We start from the raw sequence: 21,746 nt of genomic DNA on the forward strand, positions 1-21,746 counted from the left end.
TAATCAGGGTGGGATGAGTGGACACCCCGCCGCGCCGGCCTATGCGCGATGCGTGACGCTAGAAGCGCGGCAGATCCGGATGCGGCAGCAGACCGCCGCGCACGTGCATCTTGCCGTATTCGGCGCAGCGCGCGCGGGTGGGGATGCCCTTGTCCGGGTTCAGCAGGCCGGGCGGATCGAAGGCGCGTTTGACGGCGTGGAAGGTATCGCGCTCCTCGGGTGAGAACTGCACGCACATCGAATTGATCTTCTCGATGCCGACGCCGTGTTCGCCCGTGACCGTGCCGCCCAGTTCCACACAGGTTTCGAGGATGTCGGAGCCGAACGCCTCCGCGCGGTGCCATTCGTCCTGGTCGTTGCCGTTAAAGAGAATGAGCGGATGCATGTTGCCGTCGCCCGCATGAAACACGTTGATGCAGCGCAGGCCGTACTTCTTCTCCATCTCCTCGATGCGCGAGAGCAGCGGCCCGATACTGCGGCGCGGCACGGTGCCGTCCATGCAGTAGTAGTCCGGTGAGATGCGGCCGGCGGCCGGAAACGCGTTCTTGCGGCCGGACCAGAAGCGCAGCCGCTCGCTTTCGGTGCGCGAAATCTGGATCCGCGTCGCGCCGTGCTCGCGCAGCACCGCGGTCATGCGCACGATTTCGTCGGCGACTTCTTCCGGCGTGCCGTCGGATTCGCACAGCAGGATTGCCGCCGCGTCGAGGTCGTAGCCGGCATGCACGAATTCTTCGACGGCGCGGGTGGCGGGCTTGTCCATCATCTCTAGGCCGGCCGGAATAATGCCGGCCGCGATGATGCCGGCGACCGCGTCGCCGCCTTTCACGACGTCGTCGAAACTGGCCATGATGACCTGCGCCGTTTGCGGTTTGGGGATCAGCTTGACGGTGACTTCGGTGACGATGGCGAACATGCCCTCGCTGCCGATCAGCACGGCGAGCAGATCGAGGCCGGGCGCGTCGGGCGCGAGCGAGCCGAATTCGACGATCTCGCCTTCCATGGTCACCGCGCGCACGCGCAGCACGTTGTGCACGGTGAGGCCGTACTTGAGGCAGTGCACGCCGCCTGAATTTTCCGACACATTGCCGCCGATCGTGCAGGCAATCTGCGACGACGGATCCGGCGCGTAGTACAGCCCATAAGGCGCGGCGGCTTCCGAAATCGACAGATTGCGCACGCCGGGCTGCACGGTGGCGGTCCGCGCGTACGAGTCGACCTCGAGGATCTTCCTGAAGCGCGCGAGCGAGACCACCACGCCGTGGCGGATCGGCATGGCGCCGCCGGAGAGGCCGGTGCCCGCGCCGCGCGGGACGATCGGCACGCCGAGGCGGTGGCAGATCTGCACGATGCGTTGAACCTGGGATTCCGTTTCCGGCAGCGCAACTGCAAGCGGCAGCCGGCGATAGGCGGCGAGGCCGTCGCAGTCGTACGCGACGGTGTCTTCGTCACGATACAGCAGACAGTGGTTCGGCAGCACCGCCATCAGCGCCTGCACGACTTCGCGCTGGCGCTGGGCGAGAACTTCAGCCGTCAGTTCAGCGGGTGCGTTCATGTGAGTCGTCTCCTCTTGCCTGTCGCGCATCGCTCGTTGGCGCTGCTACTGTGGCGTTGGCGTTTCCATTTCCGTTGCCGCCGCTGTGGGCCGCCGTTATGCGCGGCCGCCGTGGCAGTTTTGCCGCGCTGTTGCGTCTGATCCAGCGTCGATGATGCGGGTCCCTCTATTTACGCCGCTTTATGCCGCCCAGCTGAAAATCTTGCCGGGGTTCATCAGATTGTGCGGATCGAGCGCGTGCTTGATCGAGCGCATTGTATCGACCGCGACGTCGCCGTGTTCTTCGAGTAGAAACGCCATCTTGTGCAGGCCGACGCCATGCTCGCCGGTACAGGTGCCGTCCATGCGCAACGCGCGCTGCACGATGCGATGGTTCAGACGTTCGGCCTCGACCAGTTCCTCCGGCTTGTTCGGATCGATCAGAATCGCGACGTGGAAATTGCCGTCGCCGACATGGCCGACGATCGGGCAGGGCAGCGGCGATGTCTTCAGATCCTGCTCCGTCTCGACCACGCATTCCGCGAGGCGCGAGATCGGCACACAGACGTCGGTGGTGACGGCGCGGCAGCCCGGCTTCAACTGGAGCATTGCAAAATAGGCGTTGTGACGCGCGTTCCACAGACGGCTGCGGTCTTCCGGCCGCGTCGCCCACTCGAACCCTTCGCCGCCATTCTGCGCGGCGAGCTCCTGCACGAGCTCGGCCTGTTCTTTCACGCCGGCTTCGGTGCCGTGGAATTCGAAGAACAGCGTGGGCGCTTCGCGCAGCGTCAGGTTCGAATGGCGGTTGATGGAGCGGATCGCGAGCGCGTCGACGAATTCCACCCGTGCAATCGGCACGCCGATCTGGATAGTCTCGATGACGGCGCGCACCGCATCGCCCATTGACGGAAACGCGCAGACCGCGGCGGAGACGGCTTCCGGCTGGGGATAAAGACGCACGGTGATCTCGGTGATGACGCCGAGCGTGCCCTCCGACCCGACGAAAAGCCGCGTCAGGTCATAACCCGCGGACGACTTGCGCGCCCGCGTTCCGGTCTTGATGACGCGTCCGTCCGCCAACACTACAGTCAGGCCGAGCACGTTCTCGCGCATCGTGCCGTAGCGCACCGCGTTCGTGCCGGACGCGCGCGTGGCTGACATGCCGCCGATGCTCGCGTCCGCGCCGGGGTCGATCGGGAAAAACAGACCGGTATCGCGTAGCGCCTCGTTGAGCTGCTTGCGCGAGATGCCGGGCTCGACGGTGACTGTCAGATCTTCGGCGTTAATTGACAGCACGCGGTTCATTTCCGACAGATCGATCGACACGCCGCCCTGCACCGCGAGCAGATGTCCTTCGAGCGACGAGCCGTTGCCGTAGGGAATGATCGGTACGTTGTATTGGCTGCAGAGCCTGACGATGGTTTGGACGTCTTCCGTGCTGCGTGCGAATACGACGGCGTCGGGCAGTTGCGGATCGAATGGCGATTCGTCGCGGCCGTGGTGTTCGCGCACGGCTTGCGCGACGGAGGCGCGTTCGCCGAAGGCATCGGTGAGCGCGTTGAGCAACGCCGGGGGGAAGGGCCGGCGCAGCGGGGCCGGCGGAACAAGCTGATTCACACGTGTCTCCTTGTTTAGCGTCAGCGTTAGCTCGGCTTCACCTGGCGGCACGGGCTGGCGCTAGCGAGCACTGACTCGACCACATTTACCGATACGGGTACCGACTAACGTTACCGCTCAAACCACTTTGCAGCAGATGTTTCATTCTAACGCCGATTGTTCGCTGGCCGGCTTCATTCAGCCGGGCCCAGCCGCGCCGCCTCACTCCGCTCCCCACGCGCCCATCGCTCCTATAATGGCGGCGGCCACGCGACGCGTGCAATATGGTTAACGCGGTGGTGCCTGACGCGGTTCTGTGACGCGCGAGACGCATAGACCAACCGGTCCGCCGACAGATTGCCAACCGCACACTGCACAGCCGGCACCGGCACATCACCGAACGAAACGGGAGACATCATGGGCAACCGCCTGAGCAAGATTGCAACGCGCACCGGCGACGACGGCACCACGGGCCTCGGCGACGGCCGGCGCGTGCGCAAGGACAGCGCGCGCATTGCAGCAATCGGCGACGTGGATGAGCTCAATTCGAACCTCGGCGTGCTCTTGTGCGAAGTCCTGCCGGAGAACGTGCGCGCGGCACTGGTGGCCATCCAGCACGACCTGTTCGACCTTGGCGGCGAGTTGTGCATTCCCGGCCACACCATGATCACCGACCGCCATCTTGCCCAGCTCGACGGCTGGCTCGCCGACCACAACGCCGCCTTGCCGCCACTCAAGGAATTCATTTTGCCGGGCGGCTCGCGGGCCGCGTCGCTCGCGCACGTCTGCCGAACGGTGTGCCGCCGCGCCGAACGGGCGATCGTCGCGCTCGGCGAAGAGGAGACGATCAACGCGGCGCCGCGTCAGTATGTGAATCGGCTGTCAGATTTGCTCTTTGTACTTGCACGGGTGCTGAACCGCGCTGACGGTGGCACCGACGTTCTCTGGCAGCACAACCGAGGTCACGGTTAAGCAGTTGCCCCACACGGCGTAGGATCACACGACGGCAACCGAGCAGACTGCGACAATCTGTCTGAGAGAAAGAACTGCCTTAAACATGTATTCTTCGTGCATCTTTAAGGAGAAGTACAAATGACCGCCCTTACCGCCGATCAGATTGCCCGCGTCAAAGCAACGGTTCCCGTTCTGGCCGAGCATGGCACGACCATCACGAAGCACTTCTACAAGCGCATGTTCGCGCATCATCCGGAACTGAAGAATCTGTTTAACCAGACGCACCAGCAAAGCGGCAATCAACCGGAAACGCTGGCGCGCGCCGTCTATGCCTACGCGGCCAACATCGACAATCTGGGCGCGCTCGGCCCGGCGGTCTCGCGAATCGCCAACAAGCACGCGAGCCTGAACATCCGGCCGGAACACTATCCGATTGTCGGCCGCCATCTGCTGGGCGCCATCGTCGACGTGCTCGGCGACGCGGTCGATCAGCCGACGCTCGATGCGTGGGAAGTCGCCTATGGGCAACTCGCGAACATTTTTGTCGGCACCGAGGCGAAGCTTTACCAGGGCGCGGCATGGAGCGGCTTCCGCCCGTTCAAGGTGGCCCGCAAGCACGTGGAGAGCGACGAGATCACGTCGTTCTATCTGACGCCCGCCGACGGCACCGCTGCCTGTGAGTTCGAGCCGGGCCAGTATGTCAGCGTGACGCGCTTTGTCGACAAGCTGGGCGTGGACCAGCCGCGTCAATACAGCTTGTCCGACGCGCCGCATGGCAAGTGGCTGCGCATCTCGGTGAAGCGCGAAGACGGCCGCGAAGACGCCGCGCCGGGCCATGTGTCGAACCTGCTGCACGCAGGCGTGGAAGAGGGCACGATCGTACACGTGAGCGCGCCGATGGGCGACTTCACGCTCGACCGCAAGAAGGCGACGCCGGTTGTCTTGATGAGCGGCGGAGTGGGCGTGACGCCGATGACCTCCATGCTCTCGACCTTGCTTGCCGACGGCAGCGAGCGGAGCGTGACTTTCGTGCACGCTTGCCGTAACAGCCGCGTGCATGCATTCCGCGAGTGGCTCAACGAGACCGTTGTCTCACATCCGAACCTGAAGCGCGTGGTGTTCTACGAAGCCGTGGACGCAGGCGACCGCAAGGGCATCGACTACGACTTCGAAGGTCGTCTCGACGTGGCTCAGATCGCCGATCGGATCATCGTGCCGGATGCCGACTACTACATCTGCGGACCGGTGCCGTTCATGCGCGCACAGCGCGACGGCCTGACGGCGCTAGGCGTGGACGCGGCGCGGATTCACACGGAAGTGTTCGGTTCAGGCGCAGTCGAGTAAGCCGCGGCCGGTGAGGGCAGCGCGCAGCTCGCGCGTTATCCCACCGCCAGCGTGACCGGCTTGCCGATCCGGCTCAACATTTCTACCAGCGTGTCGATGGTGAACTTGGTGGTCTTCTTGTTCACCACGTCCGACACCCGCGGGCGCGAGACCATGAGAATTTCGGCCGCCTCCGCCTGCTTCAGATGATGCTGCTCGATCCACGTGGAGAGTTCGGTCATGAGCTGCTCCTTGAGCAGCCTCGTGTCGTTGATCTGCTTTTGCGATGCCGCATGCAGACGCTTTGCCTCTTCGGCCGAAAAACCCAATTCGAGAAAGACGTTCGCGCCGGGCTTGGTTACGTGACGGATTGTGGTGTCGATCGTCATTGTTAAGGTTTCCTATCGTTAATGATGGCGCGGTATCGCGTTTCGGCAATCAACCTGTCGCGCGGTGCGAGCTTTTGCGTTTTCTTCTGCATGCAGTGAAGCACATAAAGTGCTTCGGCAAACTTCGTGACGTGCATCACGCGAAAGATACCGTTCTCTTCCCTGATGCGAATTTCGCGCGTTCCAGGACCGATGGTGTCGAACGGCTTCCAGTCGTCGGGGTCGAGGCCCGCCTGGATCTTGCCGAGTTGAAACCCGGCTTGCCGGCGCGGCTCTTCGGGAAAGGCGAGCAAATCGCGATAGCTGGAACCTAGCCAGCGAATTTCTTTTTCCTGCGTCATAACCGCCTTCCATGTACAAAATATTATACGCAACCTCCCGCCCGGTCAAGTCATTCGCGACCCGGCGATGAGCTGTTACGGTACCTGGAGGGCGTCTACTGCACCATTCGTCCGTTCGGCCAATCCAATAAAAAAACCCGGCTCACCGAGCCGGGTTTTTGTCAAAGCAAAACGTGTCTTAGAAGCCGATAAAACGCCGATCAGTTGCCGCTTCCGCGCGCCACGCGGCGCTGCTTGACCGCCTCCGCGAGACCTTCCAGGACGGCGACGCTTTCATCCCAGCCGATGCACGCGTCCGTCACGCTCTGGCCGTACGTCAGCGCGCAGCCTTCCTGCAAATCCTGGCGGCCCGCCACGAGATGCGATTCCACCATCACGCCGACAATTCGTTCGTCACCCGAAGCAATCTGACGGCCGATATCCGCGCACACCGGAATCTGGTTCTCGTGTTTCTTCGAGCTGTTCGCGTGGCTTGCGTCGATCATCAGACGCGCGGCGAGCCCCGCCTTGCCGATGTCCGAACATGCTGCATTCACGCTGTCCGCGTCGTAGTTCGGCGTCTTGCCGCCGCGCAGGATGATGTGGCAGTCCTCATTGCCGGCCGTCGACACGATCGCCGAGTGTCCGCCCTTCGTGACCGACAGGAAATGGTGCGGCTGCGAGGCGGCCTTGATCGCGTCCACGGCAATCTTCACATTGCCGTCCGTGCCGTTCTTGAAGCCGACCGGGCACGACAGTCCCGAGGCGAGTTCGCGGTGTACTTGCGACTCCGTGGTGCGGGCGCCGATCGCGCCCCACGAGATCAGATCGGCGATGTACTGCGGGCTGATCATGTCGAGGTACTCGGTGCCGGCCGGCAGCCCCAGCTCATTGATGCGCAACAGCAGCTCGCGCGCGGTGCGCAGGCCTTCGTTGATCTTGAAGCTGTTGTCCATGTGCGGGTCGTTGATGAGCCCTTTCCAGCCCACCGTGGTGCGCGGTTTTTCGAAGTACACGCGCATCACGACTTCGAGCTCGCCGGCAAAACGCTTGCGCTGTTCGACGAGACGCCCCGCATATTCCATCGCCGCCTTCGTGTCGTGAATCGAACAGGGCCCGATGATCACGATCAGCCGGTCGTCCATGCCGTGCAGAATGCGATGCATGGCAGTGCGCGAGCTGTAGATCAGGTCGGACACCGCTTCGTCGCACGCGAACTCGCGAATCAGGTGCGCCGGGGGCGTGAGCTCTTTCAATTCGCGAATGCGGACATCGTCGGTGTTGTGCGGGGGCATGTTGTTCTCCTGAATCGGTTCGTAGCGTGTTCGCGCGGGCGGCGCGTGCAAAACGGAATGTTCAAAGGCCGAATGGGCAAAGACCTGGGGCGAAAAAAAACCGCCAGACTCGCTGGCGGTTTTTCGGGAATTCTCGGTGTTCTACGTGCACTAACACCCCTCTCGATCCGCCAGCGGTCTGAGATACCAAAAAAAGTAAAAGTAAAACTTGGCGGACATGGCGAAATGGAGTCGCTGGTCAAAAAAGGGTGAGTGACTTTATAACCCGGGTAAGCGCGCCTGACAAGCCGCGCAGGCCGAAAATGCGGAAAACCCGCATACTTCGCGGGTTGCGTGCACGAAGTATGCGTTTGCTCAATTTTCAAGCGGTGCCGCCCACCGTCATCCGATCGATGCGCAAGGTCGGTTGGCCCACGCCCACGGGCACGCTCTGGCCTTCCTTGCCACATACGCCTACGCCCGAATCCAGTTTCATGTCGTTGCCGATCATGCTCACGTACTTGAGCGATTCCGGGCCGCTGCCGATGAGCGTTGCGCCCTTCACCGGGTAAGTGATCTTGCCGTTCTCGATCATGTACGCCTCCGAGGCCGAGAACACGAACTTGCCGTTCGTGATGTCGACCTGGCCGCCGCCGAAGTTCACCGCATACAAACCGTTTTTCACCGACTCGATGATTTCCTGCGGATCCTTGTCGCCGTTGAGCATATAGGTGTTGGTCATGCGCGGCATGGGCAGCGCCGCGTACGATTCGCGCCGCGCGTTGCCCGTGACCGGCATTTTCATGAGCCGCGCATTCAGCGTGTCCTGAATGTAGCCCTTCAGAATGCCGTCTTCGATCAACGTGGTGCACTGCGTCGGGTTGCCTTCGTCGTCGATATTGAGCGAGCCGCGGCGGTTCGGCAGCGTGCCGTCGTCCACCACGGTCACGCCTTTCGCGGCGACCTGCTCGCCGATGCGTCCCGCAAATGCCGACGAGCCCTTGCGGTTGAAGTCGCCTTCGAGCCCGTGGCCGATCGCTTCGTGCAGCAGCACGCCGGGCCAGCCCGGTCCGAGCACGACTGTCATCGCGCCGGCCGGCGCCGGGCGCGCTTCGAGATTCACAAGCGCCGCGTGCACCGCGTCGTCGACGTAGCGCGACAGCACTTCGTCGGTGAAATAGCTGTAGTCGAAGCGGCCGCCGCCGCCGCCGCTGCCGATCTCGCGGCGCCCGTTCTGCTCGGCGATCACCGTGACGGACACGCGCACGAGCGGCCGGATGTCCGCTGCAAACCCGCCGTCGCTGCGCGCGACGAGCACCACGTCGTATTCGCCGGCGAGGCCCGCCATGACTTGCTGGATGCGCCGGTCGCGGCCGCGCGCCATGTGTTCGATGCGCTCGAGCAGCTTGACCTTGGCGGTCGCGTCGAGCGAATGCAGCGGATCGGCGGGCAGGTATAGATCGCGCCCGGCAATGCCCGTCAGCGACGATGCCACCTTGATCTTCTGCTTGCCGCCGCCCGCCTTGGCAATGGCGCGTGTGGCGAGGGCCGCCTGGCGGATCGCCTCCGGCGACAAATCGTCCGAATACGCGAAAGCCGTGCGGTCGCCCGACACGGCGCGCACGCCGACACCCTGGTCGATGCTGAAACTGCCCGACTTCACGATGCCTTCCTCGAGACTCCACGCTTCGCTGCGCGTCGCCTGGAAATACAGGTCCGCGTAGTCGACGCGATGCGTGAAGATTTCGGCGAGCGTGCGGGTGAGCAGCGATTCGTCGAGACCGTACGGCGTCAGGAGGATGTCCTTGGCGGTGGCGAGATTACGGATACCGGGTTCGATGATGTTCATGCGAAGTATGTTCTGCTCGATACGAAGGATTCGGTTAGCGCGACCGTCACTCCCTGCGTGAGGCGCGCCGCACTTTCAATGTCAATCTTGCTAGCTCAGCACCCGATGACGCCAGGCGGGCAAGCTCTGCCTCACCTCGTCGATGCGCGCGCGTTCGAGCGTTCCCGCGACCACGCCGGCGCCTTCGTCGCGCACCGCCACGATCTCGCCCCACGGGTCGACGAGCATGCTGTGGCCCCAAGTGCGGCGGCCGTTTTCGTGCTTGCCGCCTTGCGCGGCGGCCAGCACGTAGCACTGGTTTTCGACAGCGCGGGCGCGCAGCAGCATTTCCCAGTGGGCGCGGCCCGTCGTGTAAGTAAACGCCGACGGCACCACCATCAGCGTGCAATCGCCCATGCGCCGGTACAGCTCAGGAAAGCGCAGATCGTAGCAGACCGACAGGCCGACGCGGCCGAACGGCGCCTCGAAGGTGCGGACCTCGTCGCCGGGGCAAATGGTGCGCGCCTCGTCGAACGACTCCTCGCCTTTTTCGAAGTTGAACAGATGGATCTTGTCGTAGCGCGCGGCCTCATTGCCGTGCGGATCGAACACGAGCGTGGTGTTCAATACGCGCGACGGCTCCGGCGCCGTGACCGGCAGTGTGCCGCCGATCACCCATAGCTTGTGGCGGCGCGCGGCATCGGCGAGAAAACGCTGGATCGGGCCGTCGCGGTAGGCCTCGCGCACGGCGAGCTTGTCGGTGTCCTTAAAGCCCATGAAGCAGAAGTACTCGGGCAGGAGAACCAGCTGAGCACCGTCTGCGGCGGCTTCGGCGATCAGGCGCCCGGCCTCCGCGAGATTGCGCTCGCGATCCGGCGTGCTCACCATTTGCAGCGCGGCGACGCGGAAAGTGCCCGGCGCGCCGCCCGTCAGCTCCCGCCCGGCGGCATGCGGCGCAGCGGCGGACGAGGCGTGGGACGTAGCAGGGGACGAAGATGAAGAGACGTGTGTTTCGCTCATGAGCGTTTCGGAAAACTTCCGGCAAGGCGGCGGCGCAGCACCCGGCGCCGCCTACGTCGTTCAGGGTTCGCTCTGGCCGCCGGTGCGGCGCCGCGTGCTCCACCGGAAAGTGCCCCCGGCTGCGCTGACCAGCGCGCCCGTGGCGCGGCGAGTCAGGCGGTCGGCTGGGCGCGCGGCTCGAAGCTCAGTTGGCGCCGACGGTCGAAGCTGGAGCGTCCATCTTACCCCGATCGCTCTTGACCCGCTCGATGTGCGGTTTCGACCACGAGCCCGTGATCGCGTACTCGCGCGCAAACGCGTGCGACACCGATTTGCTGAACGCGAGGTCGGCCACCAGCGCGCCCAGTCCGAGCAGCGGGTTGACCACGGCAGCCGCGACCACCGCCGCGCCCGCGCTGACCGTCGGCACGATCTGCACGTGCAGGTCCTGAGTCTCCTGCGCCAGATCTACCGAGCCTTTCATTTCGGCGCGCGCGGGCGCGGTCACCATTTCGAAGTTTTCGGTGCGGCCAATGCCGTTGCGGATCTGCGCCGTCCCGGTGACGTGCTCGAACGGCAGACCTTCGCCGATCACGTCGCGGAAATTGAGCGTCGCGAAGCGCGCGAGGCTTTGCAGGCTGAGCACGCCCAGCAGCTTTGCGACGCCGGGATCGACCTTGAGAATCTGCCCGTGGCGCAAGTCGACGGCGACATTGCCGTTGAGTGTCGGATAGTCGATCGCGGTGGGGCCGCCGCGCCACACCATCTTGCCCGTCAACGTGCCGCTGCCCGCCTTCAGCGTGCGAGGCTGGCCGAAGCGCTGGAGCAGGCCGCCCGCGTCCTTGATGTCGAGCTTGAAGTCGAACACGGTGCGCCGCGGCGTGGTTTCGTCGGCGGTATTACCCAGCTCGGTCGAGGTGCGCCAGTTGGCCGTGGCAGTGAGCGTGGCGGACGGATTCTCGATGTCGAGCTTGTCCAGTTGCCAGACGGGCACGCCGTCTTCGGTGAAGTTGTGCGCGGCCACTTCCAACTGCCCGATATTGCGGTCGCGCACGATCAGTTCGTTGACGACCAGATCGATTGACGGCATGTTCTGCGCCGGCGCCGAGATGGCCTGGCCGAGCAGATCCTTGTCCGCGACCGACGGAATCACCACGCGCGCAAAGCGCGCCTGCAGCGTGCCCGGCGACGCCTTGTCGGCGCCTGGCAGCCACGAGACATGGCCTGACACCTGGTTGGACGCGATATTCGCCTGCCATTTGCCGTCCGCGTGCGAAGCGCCGACGATCACGCTTTCCCAGTGGCGCTTGAGCAGCGTCAGCGTGCCGATGTGCAGCGCGAAGCGGCTCGGCAGGAACTGCGCGACGGTCGGGTTGGGCGTGGCCGGCGGGGCCGGACTGGGCGAAGGCGGCAAAGCGGCCGAAGACGGCGAAGCGGCGGGCGCTTCGTTGCTGCGCAACTGGGCAACGAGCGCGCGCCAGGCGTCGGCGTCGAAGGCGTCCACGTCGACCGCGGCGATCACGCCTTCAGACGGCAAGTCGGCCGGCCGGTTCACGCCGATGGCGCCGCGCACCACCGTGAGCGGGCTTTTCGGCTCATAGTGCAGCAGATAGCGCGCGGCAATCGGCCCGAAATTCAGCTCCGCGCGCTCGAGTCCGCTTTCACCGGCGAGCGTCGACGGACCGGCGGCGAGGTGCAGCGGCATGGGCGTGCCCACCGGTTTGTTGAAGGGCGCGGGGAAGTCGAGCGCGAGGCCGCTCAGGTCGGAGTCGGCGGTCACTTGCGGCAGCTTGCCTTTCACGCCGCGCACGGTCAGCGCATACGGCGCGCTGCCGCTCATGCGCGTGAGCACCTGCGCGGCCGGACCATGCAGATCGAGGCCGCGCGCGGCATCCACTGCGATATGGCCTGCGAGATCGAGCGCGTAAGTGCCGTCGGGTTTGAGCCCGCCGCTTGCCCGCATGTCGCCGCCCAAAAACTGCGCGGTGAGCCGCTCGGTCTGCGCGCTGTGTTCGGTGAAGCGCACCTTGCCCTTCACTTGAGAGAGCGGCGGCATGTTCTCCGCGCTCAGCCGATTGTTCTGGAAGCCGAGCGCGCCTTCCACGCCGATATGCGGCTTGGGCGTGCGCGGCACCGTCAGCTTGAGCGCGAGCGATGCCGGCCCGTCGGCGCGAATCTTCTCGGTCTGATGCCGCGCCATGATGCCGAGCGAGCTTTCGTTCACATAGTCGAGCATGTCGGCGAGCGGACCGAGGCCGTCGCCCTTGATGACGAGGTTGGACTCGCGCGTGCCGAGATCGTCGATCCTGCCGTTCACGCCGCGCAATGCCACGCGCTTGTAGCGCGCGCGGTCGATGTCGAAGCGCAGCATGTTCTGTTTGATTTCGAACACCCCGTCGATGCCGTCGAGCGGCGGCCAAACGTTCGGTGTGCCGTTGCGCATCTTGCGCGGCGGGTACGGCGTGGGGTCGAACTTGCCGCCCTTGAAAGGCGCGACGATATGGAAAATGCCCGCCTCGGGATCGCGCGAGTAAGGGAATTTCGTCAGGTCGCCGTGCACCTCGATCTTTGCGCCGTGCGACATGCCGGCCTGCAAGCCGTGGCCGAGATAGATGCGCAGCTTCTCGCTGATGCTGGTCGGCAGATAGCGGACGATGCGCGACACCTGCGCGCGCTCGAAGTCCGCCGTCAGATCCAGCGAGCCGCGGCCGTGGCCGGGGTTGCTGTAGTCGGCGCTGGCGGTGGCCGCGACGTCCGCGTTGGAGACACCCAGGTCGGCCAGCTTGACCGTGAACGCCGGGTGTTTCTCGCCGGGCGCCTTCGGCGAGATCGTCCAGTCGGCACGGCCATGCAGGCGGTCGAGCTTCAGGCGCGGATCGTCGAATACGCCTGGCAGCGTAATCGCGACGTTGGACGTGTCGAGTGTTGCGCTACCGTGATGCTGATCGGCATCCACGCGGCCCCACAGGTTTTCGATACCCGGAATGCCGGCGCGCGGATGATTGCGCGCCGTGAGCCCGGGCGGCGGTTCCTGCGCGGCGATGCTGATACCTTGCAGGTCGCCCTGGACGCGATAGCGCTCGATCGGCTCCGCGCCCGTCGCGTGCCGGTCGCCGCCGGGTTCGCCCGATTCCGGCTTGCCGCGCTCCACTTCGATCACGTAGTTGGCGACGAGCCCGCGCGGGTTATAGCGCACGAGATTGTTCAGCAGTGGCCGCGGCAGCGGCAGCGCGCGGCTGAATTCCGCGAGAATGCCGAGATCGACGCGGTCGCCCGAGACGCTGATCAACTGCCCGTTTTGCTGCGACGCCATGCGGTAGTGCCCATTCAGCGTGTGGAACGAGAGCGTGCGCGTGAGCGGCGTGCCGTCTTCGAGCGGCGGCTGGCCGAGTTCGGCCCGCAGGTCGTTCAGTTGCAGCGTGTAGTCGCCTTGCTGGGCTTGCAGGCGCCAGCCGAAATTCGCCACCGGCAAAAGCAGCTTGGGCTGCGTGGGCCGCACGCGCAGGGCGACATCCGCGCCGGCCATCTGGCCGCTTGCCGAACTCATGCGGCCGTCGGCGAAATCGACCCAGATGGCATTGTCGATGCGGCCGGCAAACGTCTCGATCGGGAATTTGATATAGCGCGCGAGCGTGGGCAGGTCGACGGGACCGGTCGACACATAGGCCTGCCCCTTCCAGTTGACCGGCTTGCCGATCGCCGAGAGCGGCGTGTGGCGGAAGTGCGTGCGGAAATCGAGCGGGCCGTGCAGCAGCTGGCCGTCCGGCGGTGCCTGAAGCGCGAGGCGGTGATCGTAGCCTTCGTTGAGAATGGCAATGCGAATGTCGTGCAGCGCGAGTTCCGGCGCATCGCGCTGGGCGTCGCGCCAGCGCAGCACGCCGCCGCGCACCACGATCGCTTCCTGGCGAACGAGCCATGTCGAGAGGATGTCGTTGCCGCTGTGACGCGTCGGCACCGGCACGCCGGCGACCGACAGCACGCCGTCGCCGCCGCGCGCGATCAGCACGTCGGGCTGATCGACGATCAGGCTGGAAAGCACCGGACGAAACTGCCACAGCGAACGCCACGACAGCGTCGCGGTGGCGTGCGGGATGGTCAGCGCCGGCTTGCCGTCATGGTCGCGAATCACGAGGTTCGTGATGTCGAGCCCCGGCTGGAAGCCGGTCCAATGCGGCGCGAGTTTTCCGATGGTGAACTGCGCGTGCAGCTTGTCGGAGACGGTCGCCTCGATGTGCGGCCGGAAGCTGTCCACGCGCGGCAGCACCCCATAACGCAAGCCGAGAAAGAGCCCCGCCGCGATGAAATACAGGACGAGCGCGAGCGCGAGAACGACGTGAAGCGTCCGGCGCAGCACGACGTGGTCGCTTCCGCTCACAGGCCGGGCCTGCCCGGTTTCCTGCGGGTCGGCGGATTCGTTTCGCTCGGACATGCTGCGGCGGGTGGGCGTATGGTAGTTTTGCGAATTAACGACGAAATGTAACACACGGGAAAGCGTCGACAGGACTTCCTGAAAACCCTGTCCGCACGCCGCCGCGCGACCCGCATCGGCGTGCGGCAACCCGTCGTGCGACGAGCCGGTAATCCACGGTTCATGCCAATCAAGCAACGAGCGAGCCAGACCTTTGATGACTCACGCCACTCTCCTGAGTTCCTCCTATTCACATTACGCGGCGCGCGCCGTCGCGGCCCGCCCGCAGCTCGTCGTGCAGGTGGCGGAGCTTGCGTCCGAGCCCTTGACGCGCGAGCGCATCGACGCGCGCTTCGACGCGCTGTGCGCCGAAGCGGCGGGCGGCCCGAGCGCCCCGCTGACCGAAGATGCGCTCAAACGCGCATTGCGCCAGCTGCGCACCGAGGTCTTTTGCGCGGTGATGGAGCGCGACCTGGCCGGCGAGGCGGATGTCGCCGAAGTCACGGGCGCGATGACGGACCTCGCGGAGACGGCAATCCAGCGCTCGCTGGCGGTACTTTCCGCCGAACTCGAAGCGCTCTTTGGCGAGCCGCGCGGTCCAGAGGGCGAGCGGCTCACGCTCGGCGTGGTCGGCATGGGCAAGCTGGGCGGGCGCGAGCTGAATGTGTCGTCGGATATCGATCTCATCTTCATTTATGAAGAGGACGGCGAGACGGCGGGCGGCCAGCGCGCGCCGATCGCCACACAGGAGTTTTTCACGCGGCTCGGCAAGCGTCTGATTGGCGCGCTCGCCGAAGTGACCGCCGACGGCTACGTGTTTCGGGTCGACATGCGCCTGCGGCCGAATGGCGATTCGGGGCCGCTCGTCTGCAGCCTCGGTATGCTCGAGGAATATTTCTACGTGCAGGGCCGCGAGTGGGAGCGCTATGCGTGGATCAAGGGACGGCTGGTTTCCGAAGGTGCGAGCGAGTCCGCCCAGCGCTTGCAGAAACAGCTGGATGCGCTCGTCACGCCGTTCGTCTACCGTCGCTATCTCGATTTCGGCGTGATCAGCGCGATCCGCGCGCTGCATCTGCAGATTCGCCAGGAAGCGCAGCGCCGCGCGTCGATGCGCCCGGACAAGGCCGACGACATCAAGCTCGGACGCGGCGGCATCCGCGAGATCGAATTCAGCGCGCAGGTGTTCCAGCTGATTCGCGGCGGCCAGGACGCCGGGTTCCGGGTGCGTCCGACGCTCGCCGTGTTGCGGCATGCGGCGACGCACGGGCTGATCGACACGTCCGTGTGCGTGAAGCTTTCGCAGGCGTATCGCTTTTTGCGCGAGCTCGAACACCGGCTGCAATATCGCAACGACGCGCAAACGCACGCCATGCCGGTCGATCCGGAAGAGCGCGCGGCGCTCGCGCGCGCAATGGGCTGCGACGGCTATCCGATGTTGATGGAACGGCTCGACGCGCATCGCGAATTCGTCGAACAGCAGTTCGACCAGATTTTCGCCGACAAGGTGAGCGGCCGCGACGGTTGCGGTGCGCCGGAAGACGGCGCGGCGGCCTGGGTATGGAGCAGCGCGCTCGCGGACGACAGCGCGGAAGAAGCCTTGCGCGCGCGCCTCGTCGAACTGGGTGTGGCCGAGCCGGCGGACCTGCTCGCGCGGCTGCGCGGCGTGTGGCAGTCGTCGCGTTATGCCGGGCTTGCCGAGCGCAGCCGGCAGCGCTTCGACATCGTCGCGCAGCGGGCGCTCGAGGCCGCGCGCACGCTGGAGCCGCCCGAGCGGCGCGGCGATACGCTCGCGCGGCTCTTCGACCTGCTCGAAGCGGTGGGCCGGCGCGGCGCGTATCTCGCGTTGCTGACCGAATATCCGCAGGCGCTGCATCGCGTGCTGTCGGTGCTGGGCGCGTCGCGGTGGGCGGCGGGCTACCTGATCCGCCATCCGCAATTGCTGGACGAACTGCTCGACGACGAAGCGCTCAACACGCCGTTCGACTGGCCCGAGTTCAAGCGCACGCTGCGCCTGCGGCTTGCCGCCGCCGACGGCGTCGAGCAGCAGATGGACCTGCTGCGCCACGCGCATCAGGCCGAAGTGTTCCGCATTCTGCTGATCGACCTTGCGGGCAAACTGAGCGTCGAGCACGTGAGCGACCGGCTGTCCGAGCTCGCCGATGCCGTGCTCGACGTCACGCTCGAAGCTGTGTGGAACCAGTTGCCGAAGCGCCATCGCGAGGCGCCGCGTTTCGCGGTGATCGCCTACGGCAAGCTCGGCGGCAAGGAGTTGGGCTATGCGTCGGACCTCGACGTGATCTTTCTCTACGACGACCCGGACGACGCCGCGGCCGACATCTATTCCACCTACACGCGCCGGCTGATCACGTGGCTGACCACCGCGACCGGCGCGGGCACGCTCTTCGACATCGACCTGCGCTTGCGGCCGAACGGCGAGTCGGGCTTGCTCGTCACCGATCTGGACGCGTTTCGCCGCTATCAGTTGCGCGAGGGCGATGCGGCCAACACCGCGTGGGTGTGGGAGCACCAGGCGCTGACCCGCGCGCGCTACTGTGCCGGCGACGCGCAGATCGGCGCGCAGTTCGAGGCCATCCGCGAACAGGTGCTGACGACGCCGCGCGACGCCGCGCAGCTCGCCGGAGAAATCGCCGAAATGCGCGATCGCGTGGGCGCCGGACATCCCAACCATACGACGCTGTTCGACCTGAAGCACGATCGCGGCGGTATGGTGGATATCGAGTTCACGGTCCAGTACTGGGTGCTGCTGCACGCGGCGCGCGATCCCGAGTTGATCCGCAATACCGGCAACATTGCGCTCCTGCGCGAGGTGTCGCGTCTTGGGCTGATGAGCGAGGCGGAAGCGGAGACCGTCGGCGCGGCCTATCGCACTTACCGGAAGCTGCAGCACAAGCTGCGGCTCGACGGGATGGAGAAGGCGCGCGTGGAGCCGGCGCGGGTCGCGGCCGAGCGCGACGCCGTGCTCGGGCTTTGGGAGCGGGTGTTCGGGGCGGGCTGAGGTGGGCTGAGGCGGGATGGATTTCGGCGTGCTTTGGCTCGGCTCGCGCAGAGCGACGCAGGACCGCCTACGCCGCCAGCATTTCCTTCGCGTGCTTGCGTGTGGTCGGCGTGATCTCGAGGCCGCCCAGCATGCGCGCGACTTCCTCGACGCGGCTCGCCTTGTCGAGTGAAATCACGCTGCTCACCGTGCCGCCCTTGCCGTTGCCGGTTTTCGCGACCTGGAAATGATGGTCGCCGCGCGCGGCGACCTGCGGCAAGTGCGTCACGCACAGCACCTGGCGAGCCTCGCCGAGCTGATGCAACAGCCGTCCGACCACTTCGGCGACGCCGCCGCCGATTCCGGTATCCACTTCGTCGAAGATCAGCGTCGGCGTCGGGCTCGCGGCACTCGCGATCACCGCCAGCGCCAGACTGATACGCGCGAGCTCGCCGCCGGAGGCGACTTTTGCGAGCGGCCGCAGGGGCACGCCCGCGTGACCGGCGACGCGGAACTCGACCTGCTCCAGTCCGTGCGCGCCGCCTTCGGGCAACGGCACGAGCGCCACTTCGAAGCTGCCGCCTTTCATCGACAGTTCCTGCATGCCGGTCGTGACCGCGGCGCCGAGCGCCTTGCCCGCCTTGGCGCGCGCCTTGGAAAGCTTCTTCGCCTCGGCGAGGAAGTCTTCGCGGGCTTTGCCTTCGGCTGCGTGCAGGCTGTCGAGGTCCGCAGCGGCGTCGAGCGCGGCCAGCTGCGCGCGGCGCGTTTCGTGTTCCTCGGGCAGCGTTTCGGGCTGCAGGCGGAACTTGCGCGCCGCCGAGTGCAATGCGTCGAGGCGCCTTTCCACCTGGGCGAGCCGGTCCGGGTCGAGTTCGAGCTTCTGTGCGTAATGGCTCAGCGAATAGGCGGCTTCCTGCAATTGGATCTCGGCGGGCTCGAGGGCGGCCAGCACGTCGTTCAACGCCGGGTCGATGTCGGCGAGGTCGCGCACTTTCGAGACGATCGACGAAAGATGCGTGATCATTGCCTCGTCCGATTCGGAGAGCGCGGTGAGCGCGCCTTGCACGCCGTCGATCAGATTGGCCGAATGCGACAGCCGCCGATGTTCCGTGTTGACCTCTTCCCATTCGCCGGGCTGCGGCGCGAGCTTGTCGAGCTCGGCGAGCTGCCAGGCGAGCCGCTCGCGCTCCAGCTGCAGCTCGCGGTCGCGGGTTTGTGCATGCTCGACCGCCTGCACCTTCTCGCGCCACGTGCGCCACGCGCGCGTGACGCTCGCGGAAAGTTCGGTCAGGCCGGCATGCGTGTCGAACAGTTCGCGCTGCGCGTCCGGACGCATCAGCAACTGGTGCGCGTGCTGGCCGTGAATGTCCACCAGCATTTCGCCGACCTCGCGCAGTTGCGCGAGTGTCGCCGCCGTTCCGTTAATGAAAGCGCGCGAGCGGCCATTCGCATCCACCACGCGACGCAGCATGACCGTGCCGCCGTGCTGGCTGTCCGCCGCCGACGCGCCCAACGCCTGCTCGTCGAGCCACTCGTCCACTTGCGCATGCGTGTCGAATTCGGCGGTGATGTCGGCGCGGCTCTCGCCGGTACGCACGACGCTTGCGTCGGCGCGCGCCCCGAGCGCGAGCGCCAGCGCGTCGATCAGGATCGACTTGCCGGCGCCGGTTTCGCCGGAGAAAACGGTAAAGCCGCTGTCGAACTCTAGGTCGAGCGCGGCGACGATGACGAAGTCGCGTATCGAGAGGTGGCGAAGCATGGAAGTCGTCTGTGAGCTGGGTGTTCGGGTTTCACGTACGCGGGTTGCACGAGCGGCGCCGGGTTGCGGCGTCCCGCCGGTCAGGGCTTGGCGTCTTCCTCGTGCGACGGGTATTCGTTCCAGTGAAGCTTCTTGCGCAGCGTGGCGTAATAGCTGTAGCCGACCGGATGCAGCATCGGCACCGTATGGCGCGAGCGGCGCACCTCGATCGCGTCGCCGAGTTCGAGCGAGGTGAACGACTGCATGTCGAAATTGACGTTGACCTCGCGCCCGGACACGATCTGGATGCTGACCTTGGAGTCGTCCGGCAGCACGATGGGGCGGTTCGACAGCGCATGCGGGGCGATCGGCACGAGCACGATGCCCTGCAATTGCGGATGCAGAATCGGCCCCTGCGACGACAGCGCGTAAGCGGTCGAGCCGGTCGGCGTGGCAACGATCAGCCCGTCGGAGCGCTGGTTGTACATGAAGCGGCCGTCCACGGAAACATGCAGTTCCGCCATGCCCGAAAAGCCGCTGCGGTTGACCACGACGTCGTTGAATGCCAGAGCATGGTAGATCGGGTTGCCCTGGCGCATGATGCGCGCCTCGAGCAGCACCCGCTCCTCCCGCTCGAAATTGCCCGACAGCATTTGCGGCACGATCTCACTCATGTGCGAAATCGGGATGTCGGTAATGAAGCCCAGACGGCCGTGGTTGATGCCGATAAGCGGCGTGCGGTACGGCGCGAGTTGCCGGCCGATGCCGAGCATCGTGCCGTCGCCGCCGAGCACGATCGCCACGTCGGCACGCGCGCCGATCTCCGCCGGGCGCAGCGCCGGATAGTCGGTCACGCCGATTTCCGCCGCGGTGTCGGCTTCGAAAACGACTTCGAAGCCGCGCTTCGCGATGCACGAGGCGAGCGCGGTCAGCGGCTCGCCGATGCCCGGCGTATTGTTGCGCCCGACGAGCGCGACGGTCTTGAACTGGCTGGTTACTTGCATGCCGGCATTACACCATAGGTAGGGCCTGAAAAGAACCGCGCCCGGACCTTGCGGGTGGCCGGTCGCGGCAGGCCATGAGCGCAGTCCGGGATTATCGTTAGAATGGTGAAGCCTTGATGACATGCGCGCCGGGCAAACTGCACGGGCGCGCTGCCGGGCGGGCCGCCGGAAACAGGGCAGACGGCGCGCCGGACGAATTGCTGCGCGTGGCCCTGAAACGGGCGCAAGGCGCGGTCCCGCCGGACGGCCGGAATGCGGGCGGCGAGGGGCGCGCTGGGCGCTCGCGGTAGTCGCATCATTGAGCTAAAATTTTTCGCCATGCTAGATCCTCGTGCACAAACCCTCCTGAAAACCCTGATCGAGCGCTACATTGCCGAAGGTCAGCCGGTCGGCTCGCGCACGCTGTCGCGCTATTCCGGCCTGGAGCTGAGCCCGGCAACCATCCGCAACGTCATGTCGGATCTCGAGGATCTGGGGCTCGTGATCAGTCCGCACACTTCCGCCGGCCGCATTCCCACGCCGCGCGGCTACCGCCTTTTCGTCGACACGATGCTGACGGTCGAATCGTCCGCAGACGAGGAGGCGGTGACCCGTACCGTCAAGACTACGCTGCAGGCAGGCGAGCCGCAGAAAATCGTCGCGGCCGCGGCGAGCGTGCTCTCGAATCTGTCGCAGTTCGCCGGTGTGGTGCTCACGCCGCGGCGCAGCCACGTGTTCAAGCAGATCGAGTTCATGCGCCTGTCCGACAAGCGCATTCTGCTCATCATCGTGACGCCGGAAGGCGACGTGCAGAACCGTATGATGGCGACGCAGCGCGATTTTTCGCCGTCGGAACTGGTCGAGGCATCCAACTACATTAACGCCCACTTCGCAGGTCTGTCTTTCGACGAAGTGCGGCGCCGCCTGCGCGAAGAAATCGACCAGCTGCGCGGCGACATGACGACGCTGATGCACGCGGCCGTCACCGCGAGCACGGACGAATCGGACACCGGCGAGACGGTGCTGATTTCCGGCGAGCGTAATCTGCTGGAAGTGGCGGATCTTTCCTCCGACATGGCGCGCTTGCGCAAGCTGTTCGATGTGTTCGACCAAAAAACGAGCCTCCTTCAGTTGCTGGATGTGTCGAGCCATGCCGCGGGCGTGCAGATCTTCATAGGCGGCGAGTCCAACCTCGTGCCGATCGAAGAAATGAGCGTGGTCACCGCGCCGTACGAAGTGAACGGCAAGATCGTCGGCACGCTCGGCGTGATTGGCCCCACGCGCATGGCCTACAACCGCGTCATCCCGATTGTGGACATCACGGCGAGACTGCTGTCTCTCACGCTCAGTCAACAATGAGCCAGCCGTAGCGCGTGACTGCCGCCGCGGTCGATGCGGCACATCATGC

15 protein-coding genes are annotated in these 21,746 nt (G+C 65.5%); 5 read left to right on the top strand and 10 right to left on the bottom strand.

The annotated features are described in order from the left end of the window. Positions 1 to 58: 58 nt before the first annotated feature. Together HV711_RS21620 and HV711_RS21625 are read right to left on the bottom strand one after the other, a co-directional pair. On the bottom strand, positions 59 to 1,552 hold the full coding sequence (locus HV711_RS21620) for an FAD-linked oxidase C-terminal domain-containing protein (RefSeq protein WP_028361810.1): 1,494 nt from the start codon (positions 1,550 to 1,552) through the stop codon (positions 59 to 61). Positions 1,553 to 1,732: 180 nt separating this feature from the next. Next, positions 1,733 to 3,148 (bottom strand): FAD-linked oxidase C-terminal domain-containing protein, encoded by a 1,416-nt coding sequence (locus HV711_RS21625; protein WP_013587164.1) that lies wholly within the window; start codon positions 3,146 to 3,148, stop codon positions 1,733 to 1,735. 396 nt (positions 3,149 to 3,544) lie between these two features. Here HV711_RS21625 and HV711_RS21630 point away from each other — a divergent pair, with 396 nt between their 5' ends. Both HV711_RS21630 and hmpA read left to right on the top strand, forming a co-directional pair. Beyond that, positions 3,545 to 4,099 carry a cob(I)yrinic acid a,c-diamide adenosyltransferase gene (locus HV711_RS21630; protein ID WP_035480138.1) on the top strand — a complete coding sequence of 185 codons (555 nt, stop codon included), beginning with the start codon at positions 3,545 to 3,547 and terminating at the stop codon, positions 4,097 to 4,099. A gap of 120 nt (positions 4,100 to 4,219) precedes the next feature. Beyond that, positions 4,220 to 5,425, top strand: a complete 1,206-nt coding sequence (gene hmpA / locus HV711_RS21635; RefSeq protein ID WP_035480135.1) for an NO-inducible flavohemoprotein — start codon at positions 4,220 to 4,222, stop codon at positions 5,423 to 5,425. A 35-nt stretch (positions 5,426 to 5,460) separates the two neighbouring features. Here hmpA and HV711_RS21640 read toward each other — a convergent pair whose 3' ends face one another. From HV711_RS21640 to aroG, 3 genes are all read right to left on the bottom strand, one after another. Beyond that, the gene (locus HV711_RS21640; RefSeq protein ID WP_028361814.1) at positions 5,461 to 5,793 is read right to left on the bottom strand and encodes a helix-turn-helix domain-containing protein; all 333 of its coding nucleotides are present in this window, start codon (positions 5,791 to 5,793) and stop codon (positions 5,461 to 5,463) included. Between the two features lie 2 nt (positions 5,794 to 5,795). Next, positions 5,796 to 6,134 (bottom strand): type II toxin-antitoxin system RelE/ParE family toxin, encoded by a 339-nt coding sequence (locus tag HV711_RS21645; RefSeq protein WP_035480133.1) that lies wholly within the window; start codon positions 6,132 to 6,134, stop codon positions 5,796 to 5,798. A 200-nt stretch (positions 6,135 to 6,334) separates the two neighbouring features. After that, positions 6,335 to 7,408 carry a 3-deoxy-7-phosphoheptulonate synthase AroG gene (gene aroG / locus HV711_RS21650; RefSeq protein ID WP_013587169.1) on the bottom strand — a complete coding sequence of 358 codons (1,074 nt, stop codon included), beginning with the start codon at positions 7,406 to 7,408 and terminating at the stop codon, positions 6,335 to 6,337. 57 nt (positions 7,409 to 7,465) lie between these two features. Between aroG and HV711_RS21655 the strand changes: the two genes are divergently transcribed. Further along, on the top strand, positions 7,466 to 7,660 hold the full coding sequence (locus HV711_RS21655) for a hypothetical protein (RefSeq protein ID WP_254604848.1): 195 nt from the start codon (positions 7,466 to 7,468) through the stop codon (positions 7,658 to 7,660). Positions 7,661 to 7,769: 109 nt separating this feature from the next. On the opposite strand, the gene tldD is transcribed toward HV711_RS21655, so the two are convergent. The 3 genes from tldD to HV711_RS21670 form a co-directional block, all read right to left on the bottom strand. Beyond that, positions 7,770 to 9,236: a metalloprotease TldD gene (tldD, locus tag HV711_RS21660; protein WP_035480131.1), complete on the bottom strand. Its 1,467-nt coding sequence runs from the start codon at positions 9,234 to 9,236 to the stop codon at positions 7,770 to 7,772. Positions 9,237 to 9,326: 90 nt separating this feature from the next. Next, the gene (locus HV711_RS21665; protein WP_015001657.1) at positions 9,327 to 10,235 is read right to left on the bottom strand and encodes a carbon-nitrogen hydrolase family protein; all 909 of its coding nucleotides are present in this window, start codon (positions 10,233 to 10,235) and stop codon (positions 9,327 to 9,329) included. Positions 10,236 to 10,419: 184 nt separating this feature from the next. Next, positions 10,420 to 14,643: a YhdP family protein gene (locus tag HV711_RS21670; RefSeq protein WP_035480172.1), complete on the bottom strand. Its 4,224-nt coding sequence runs from the start codon at positions 14,641 to 14,643 to the stop codon at positions 10,420 to 10,422. A 196-nt stretch (positions 14,644 to 14,839) separates the two neighbouring features. On the opposite strand from HV711_RS21670, the gene glnE reads away from it, so the two are divergent. Continuing rightward, positions 14,840 to 17,638: a bifunctional [glutamate--ammonia ligase]-adenylyl-L-tyrosine phosphorylase/[glutamate--ammonia-ligase] adenylyltransferase gene (gene glnE, locus HV711_RS21675; RefSeq protein ID WP_035480128.1), complete on the top strand. Its 2,799-nt coding sequence runs from the start codon at positions 14,840 to 14,842 to the stop codon at positions 17,636 to 17,638. A 67-nt stretch (positions 17,639 to 17,705) separates the two neighbouring features. Here the strand turns inward: glnE and recN are convergent, their stop codons facing one another. Both recN and HV711_RS21685 read right to left on the bottom strand, forming a co-directional pair. After that, a complete protein-coding gene (recN, locus tag HV711_RS21680) occupies positions 17,706 to 19,376 on the bottom strand; it encodes a DNA repair protein RecN (RefSeq protein ID WP_035480127.1) in 1,671 nt (556 codons plus the stop codon). Positions 19,377 to 19,456: 80 nt separating this feature from the next. Continuing rightward, positions 19,457 to 20,359, bottom strand: coding sequence for an NAD kinase (locus HV711_RS21685; RefSeq protein WP_013587175.1), 903 nt, complete (start codon positions 20,357 to 20,359; stop codon positions 19,457 to 19,459). 318 nt (positions 20,360 to 20,677) lie between these two features. Between HV711_RS21685 and hrcA the strand changes: the two genes are divergently transcribed. Continuing rightward, a complete protein-coding gene (gene hrcA, locus HV711_RS21690) occupies positions 20,678 to 21,697 on the top strand; it encodes a heat-inducible transcriptional repressor HrcA (RefSeq protein WP_015001661.1) in 1,020 nt (339 codons plus the stop codon). Positions 21,698 to 21,746: the final 49 nt, after the last annotated feature.

The sequence above is a fragment of the Paraburkholderia phenoliruptrix genome (assembly GCF_902859825.1).
Taxonomy (GTDB): domain Bacteria; phylum Pseudomonadota; class Gammaproteobacteria; order Burkholderiales; family Burkholderiaceae; genus Paraburkholderia; species Paraburkholderia phenoliruptrix.

Excerpts from the sequence above, each read along its gene's own strand:
- tldD (WP_035480131.1), bottom strand. The coding sequence starts at position 9,236 with ATGAACATCATCGAACCCGGTATCCGTAATCTCGCCACCGCCAAGGAC.
- HV711_RS21640 (WP_028361814.1), bottom strand. The coding sequence starts at position 5,793 with ATGACGATCGACACCACAATCCGTCACGTAACCAAGCCCGGCGCGAAC.
- recN (WP_035480127.1), bottom strand. The coding sequence starts at position 19,376 with ATGCTTCGCCACCTCTCGATACGCGACTTCGTCATCGTCGCCGCGCTC.
- glnE (WP_035480128.1), top strand. The coding sequence starts at position 14,840 with ATGACTCACGCCACTCTCCTGAGTTCCTCCTATTCACATTACGCGGCG.
- hrcA (WP_015001661.1), top strand. The coding sequence starts at position 20,678 with ATGCTAGATCCTCGTGCACAAACCCTCCTGAAAACCCTGATCGAGCGC.
- aroG (WP_013587169.1), bottom strand. The coding sequence starts at position 7,408 with ATGCCCCCGCACAACACCGACGATGTCCGCATTCGCGAATTGAAAGAG.
- HV711_RS21685 (WP_013587175.1), bottom strand. The coding sequence starts at position 20,359 with ATGCAAGTAACCAGCCAGTTCAAGACCGTCGCGCTCGTCGGGCGCAAC.
- hmpA (WP_035480135.1), top strand. The coding sequence starts at position 4,220 with ATGACCGCCCTTACCGCCGATCAGATTGCCCGCGTCAAAGCAACGGTT.
- HV711_RS21665 (WP_015001657.1), bottom strand. The coding sequence starts at position 10,235 with ATGAGCGAAACACACGTCTCTTCATCTTCGTCCCCTGCTACGTCCCAC.
- HV711_RS21630 (WP_035480138.1), top strand. The coding sequence starts at position 3,545 with ATGGGCAACCGCCTGAGCAAGATTGCAACGCGCACCGGCGACGACGGC.
- HV711_RS21645 (WP_035480133.1), bottom strand. The coding sequence starts at position 6,134 with ATGACGCAGGAAAAAGAAATTCGCTGGCTAGGTTCCAGCTATCGCGAT.
- HV711_RS21620 (WP_028361810.1), bottom strand. The coding sequence starts at position 1,552 with ATGAACGCACCCGCTGAACTGACGGCTGAAGTTCTCGCCCAGCGCCAG.
- HV711_RS21655 (WP_254604848.1), top strand. The coding sequence starts at position 7,466 with ATGTTCAAAGGCCGAATGGGCAAAGACCTGGGGCGAAAAAAAACCGCC.
- HV711_RS21670 (WP_035480172.1), bottom strand. The coding sequence starts at position 14,643 with ATGTCCGAGCGAAACGAATCCGCCGACCCGCAGGAAACCGGGCAGGCC.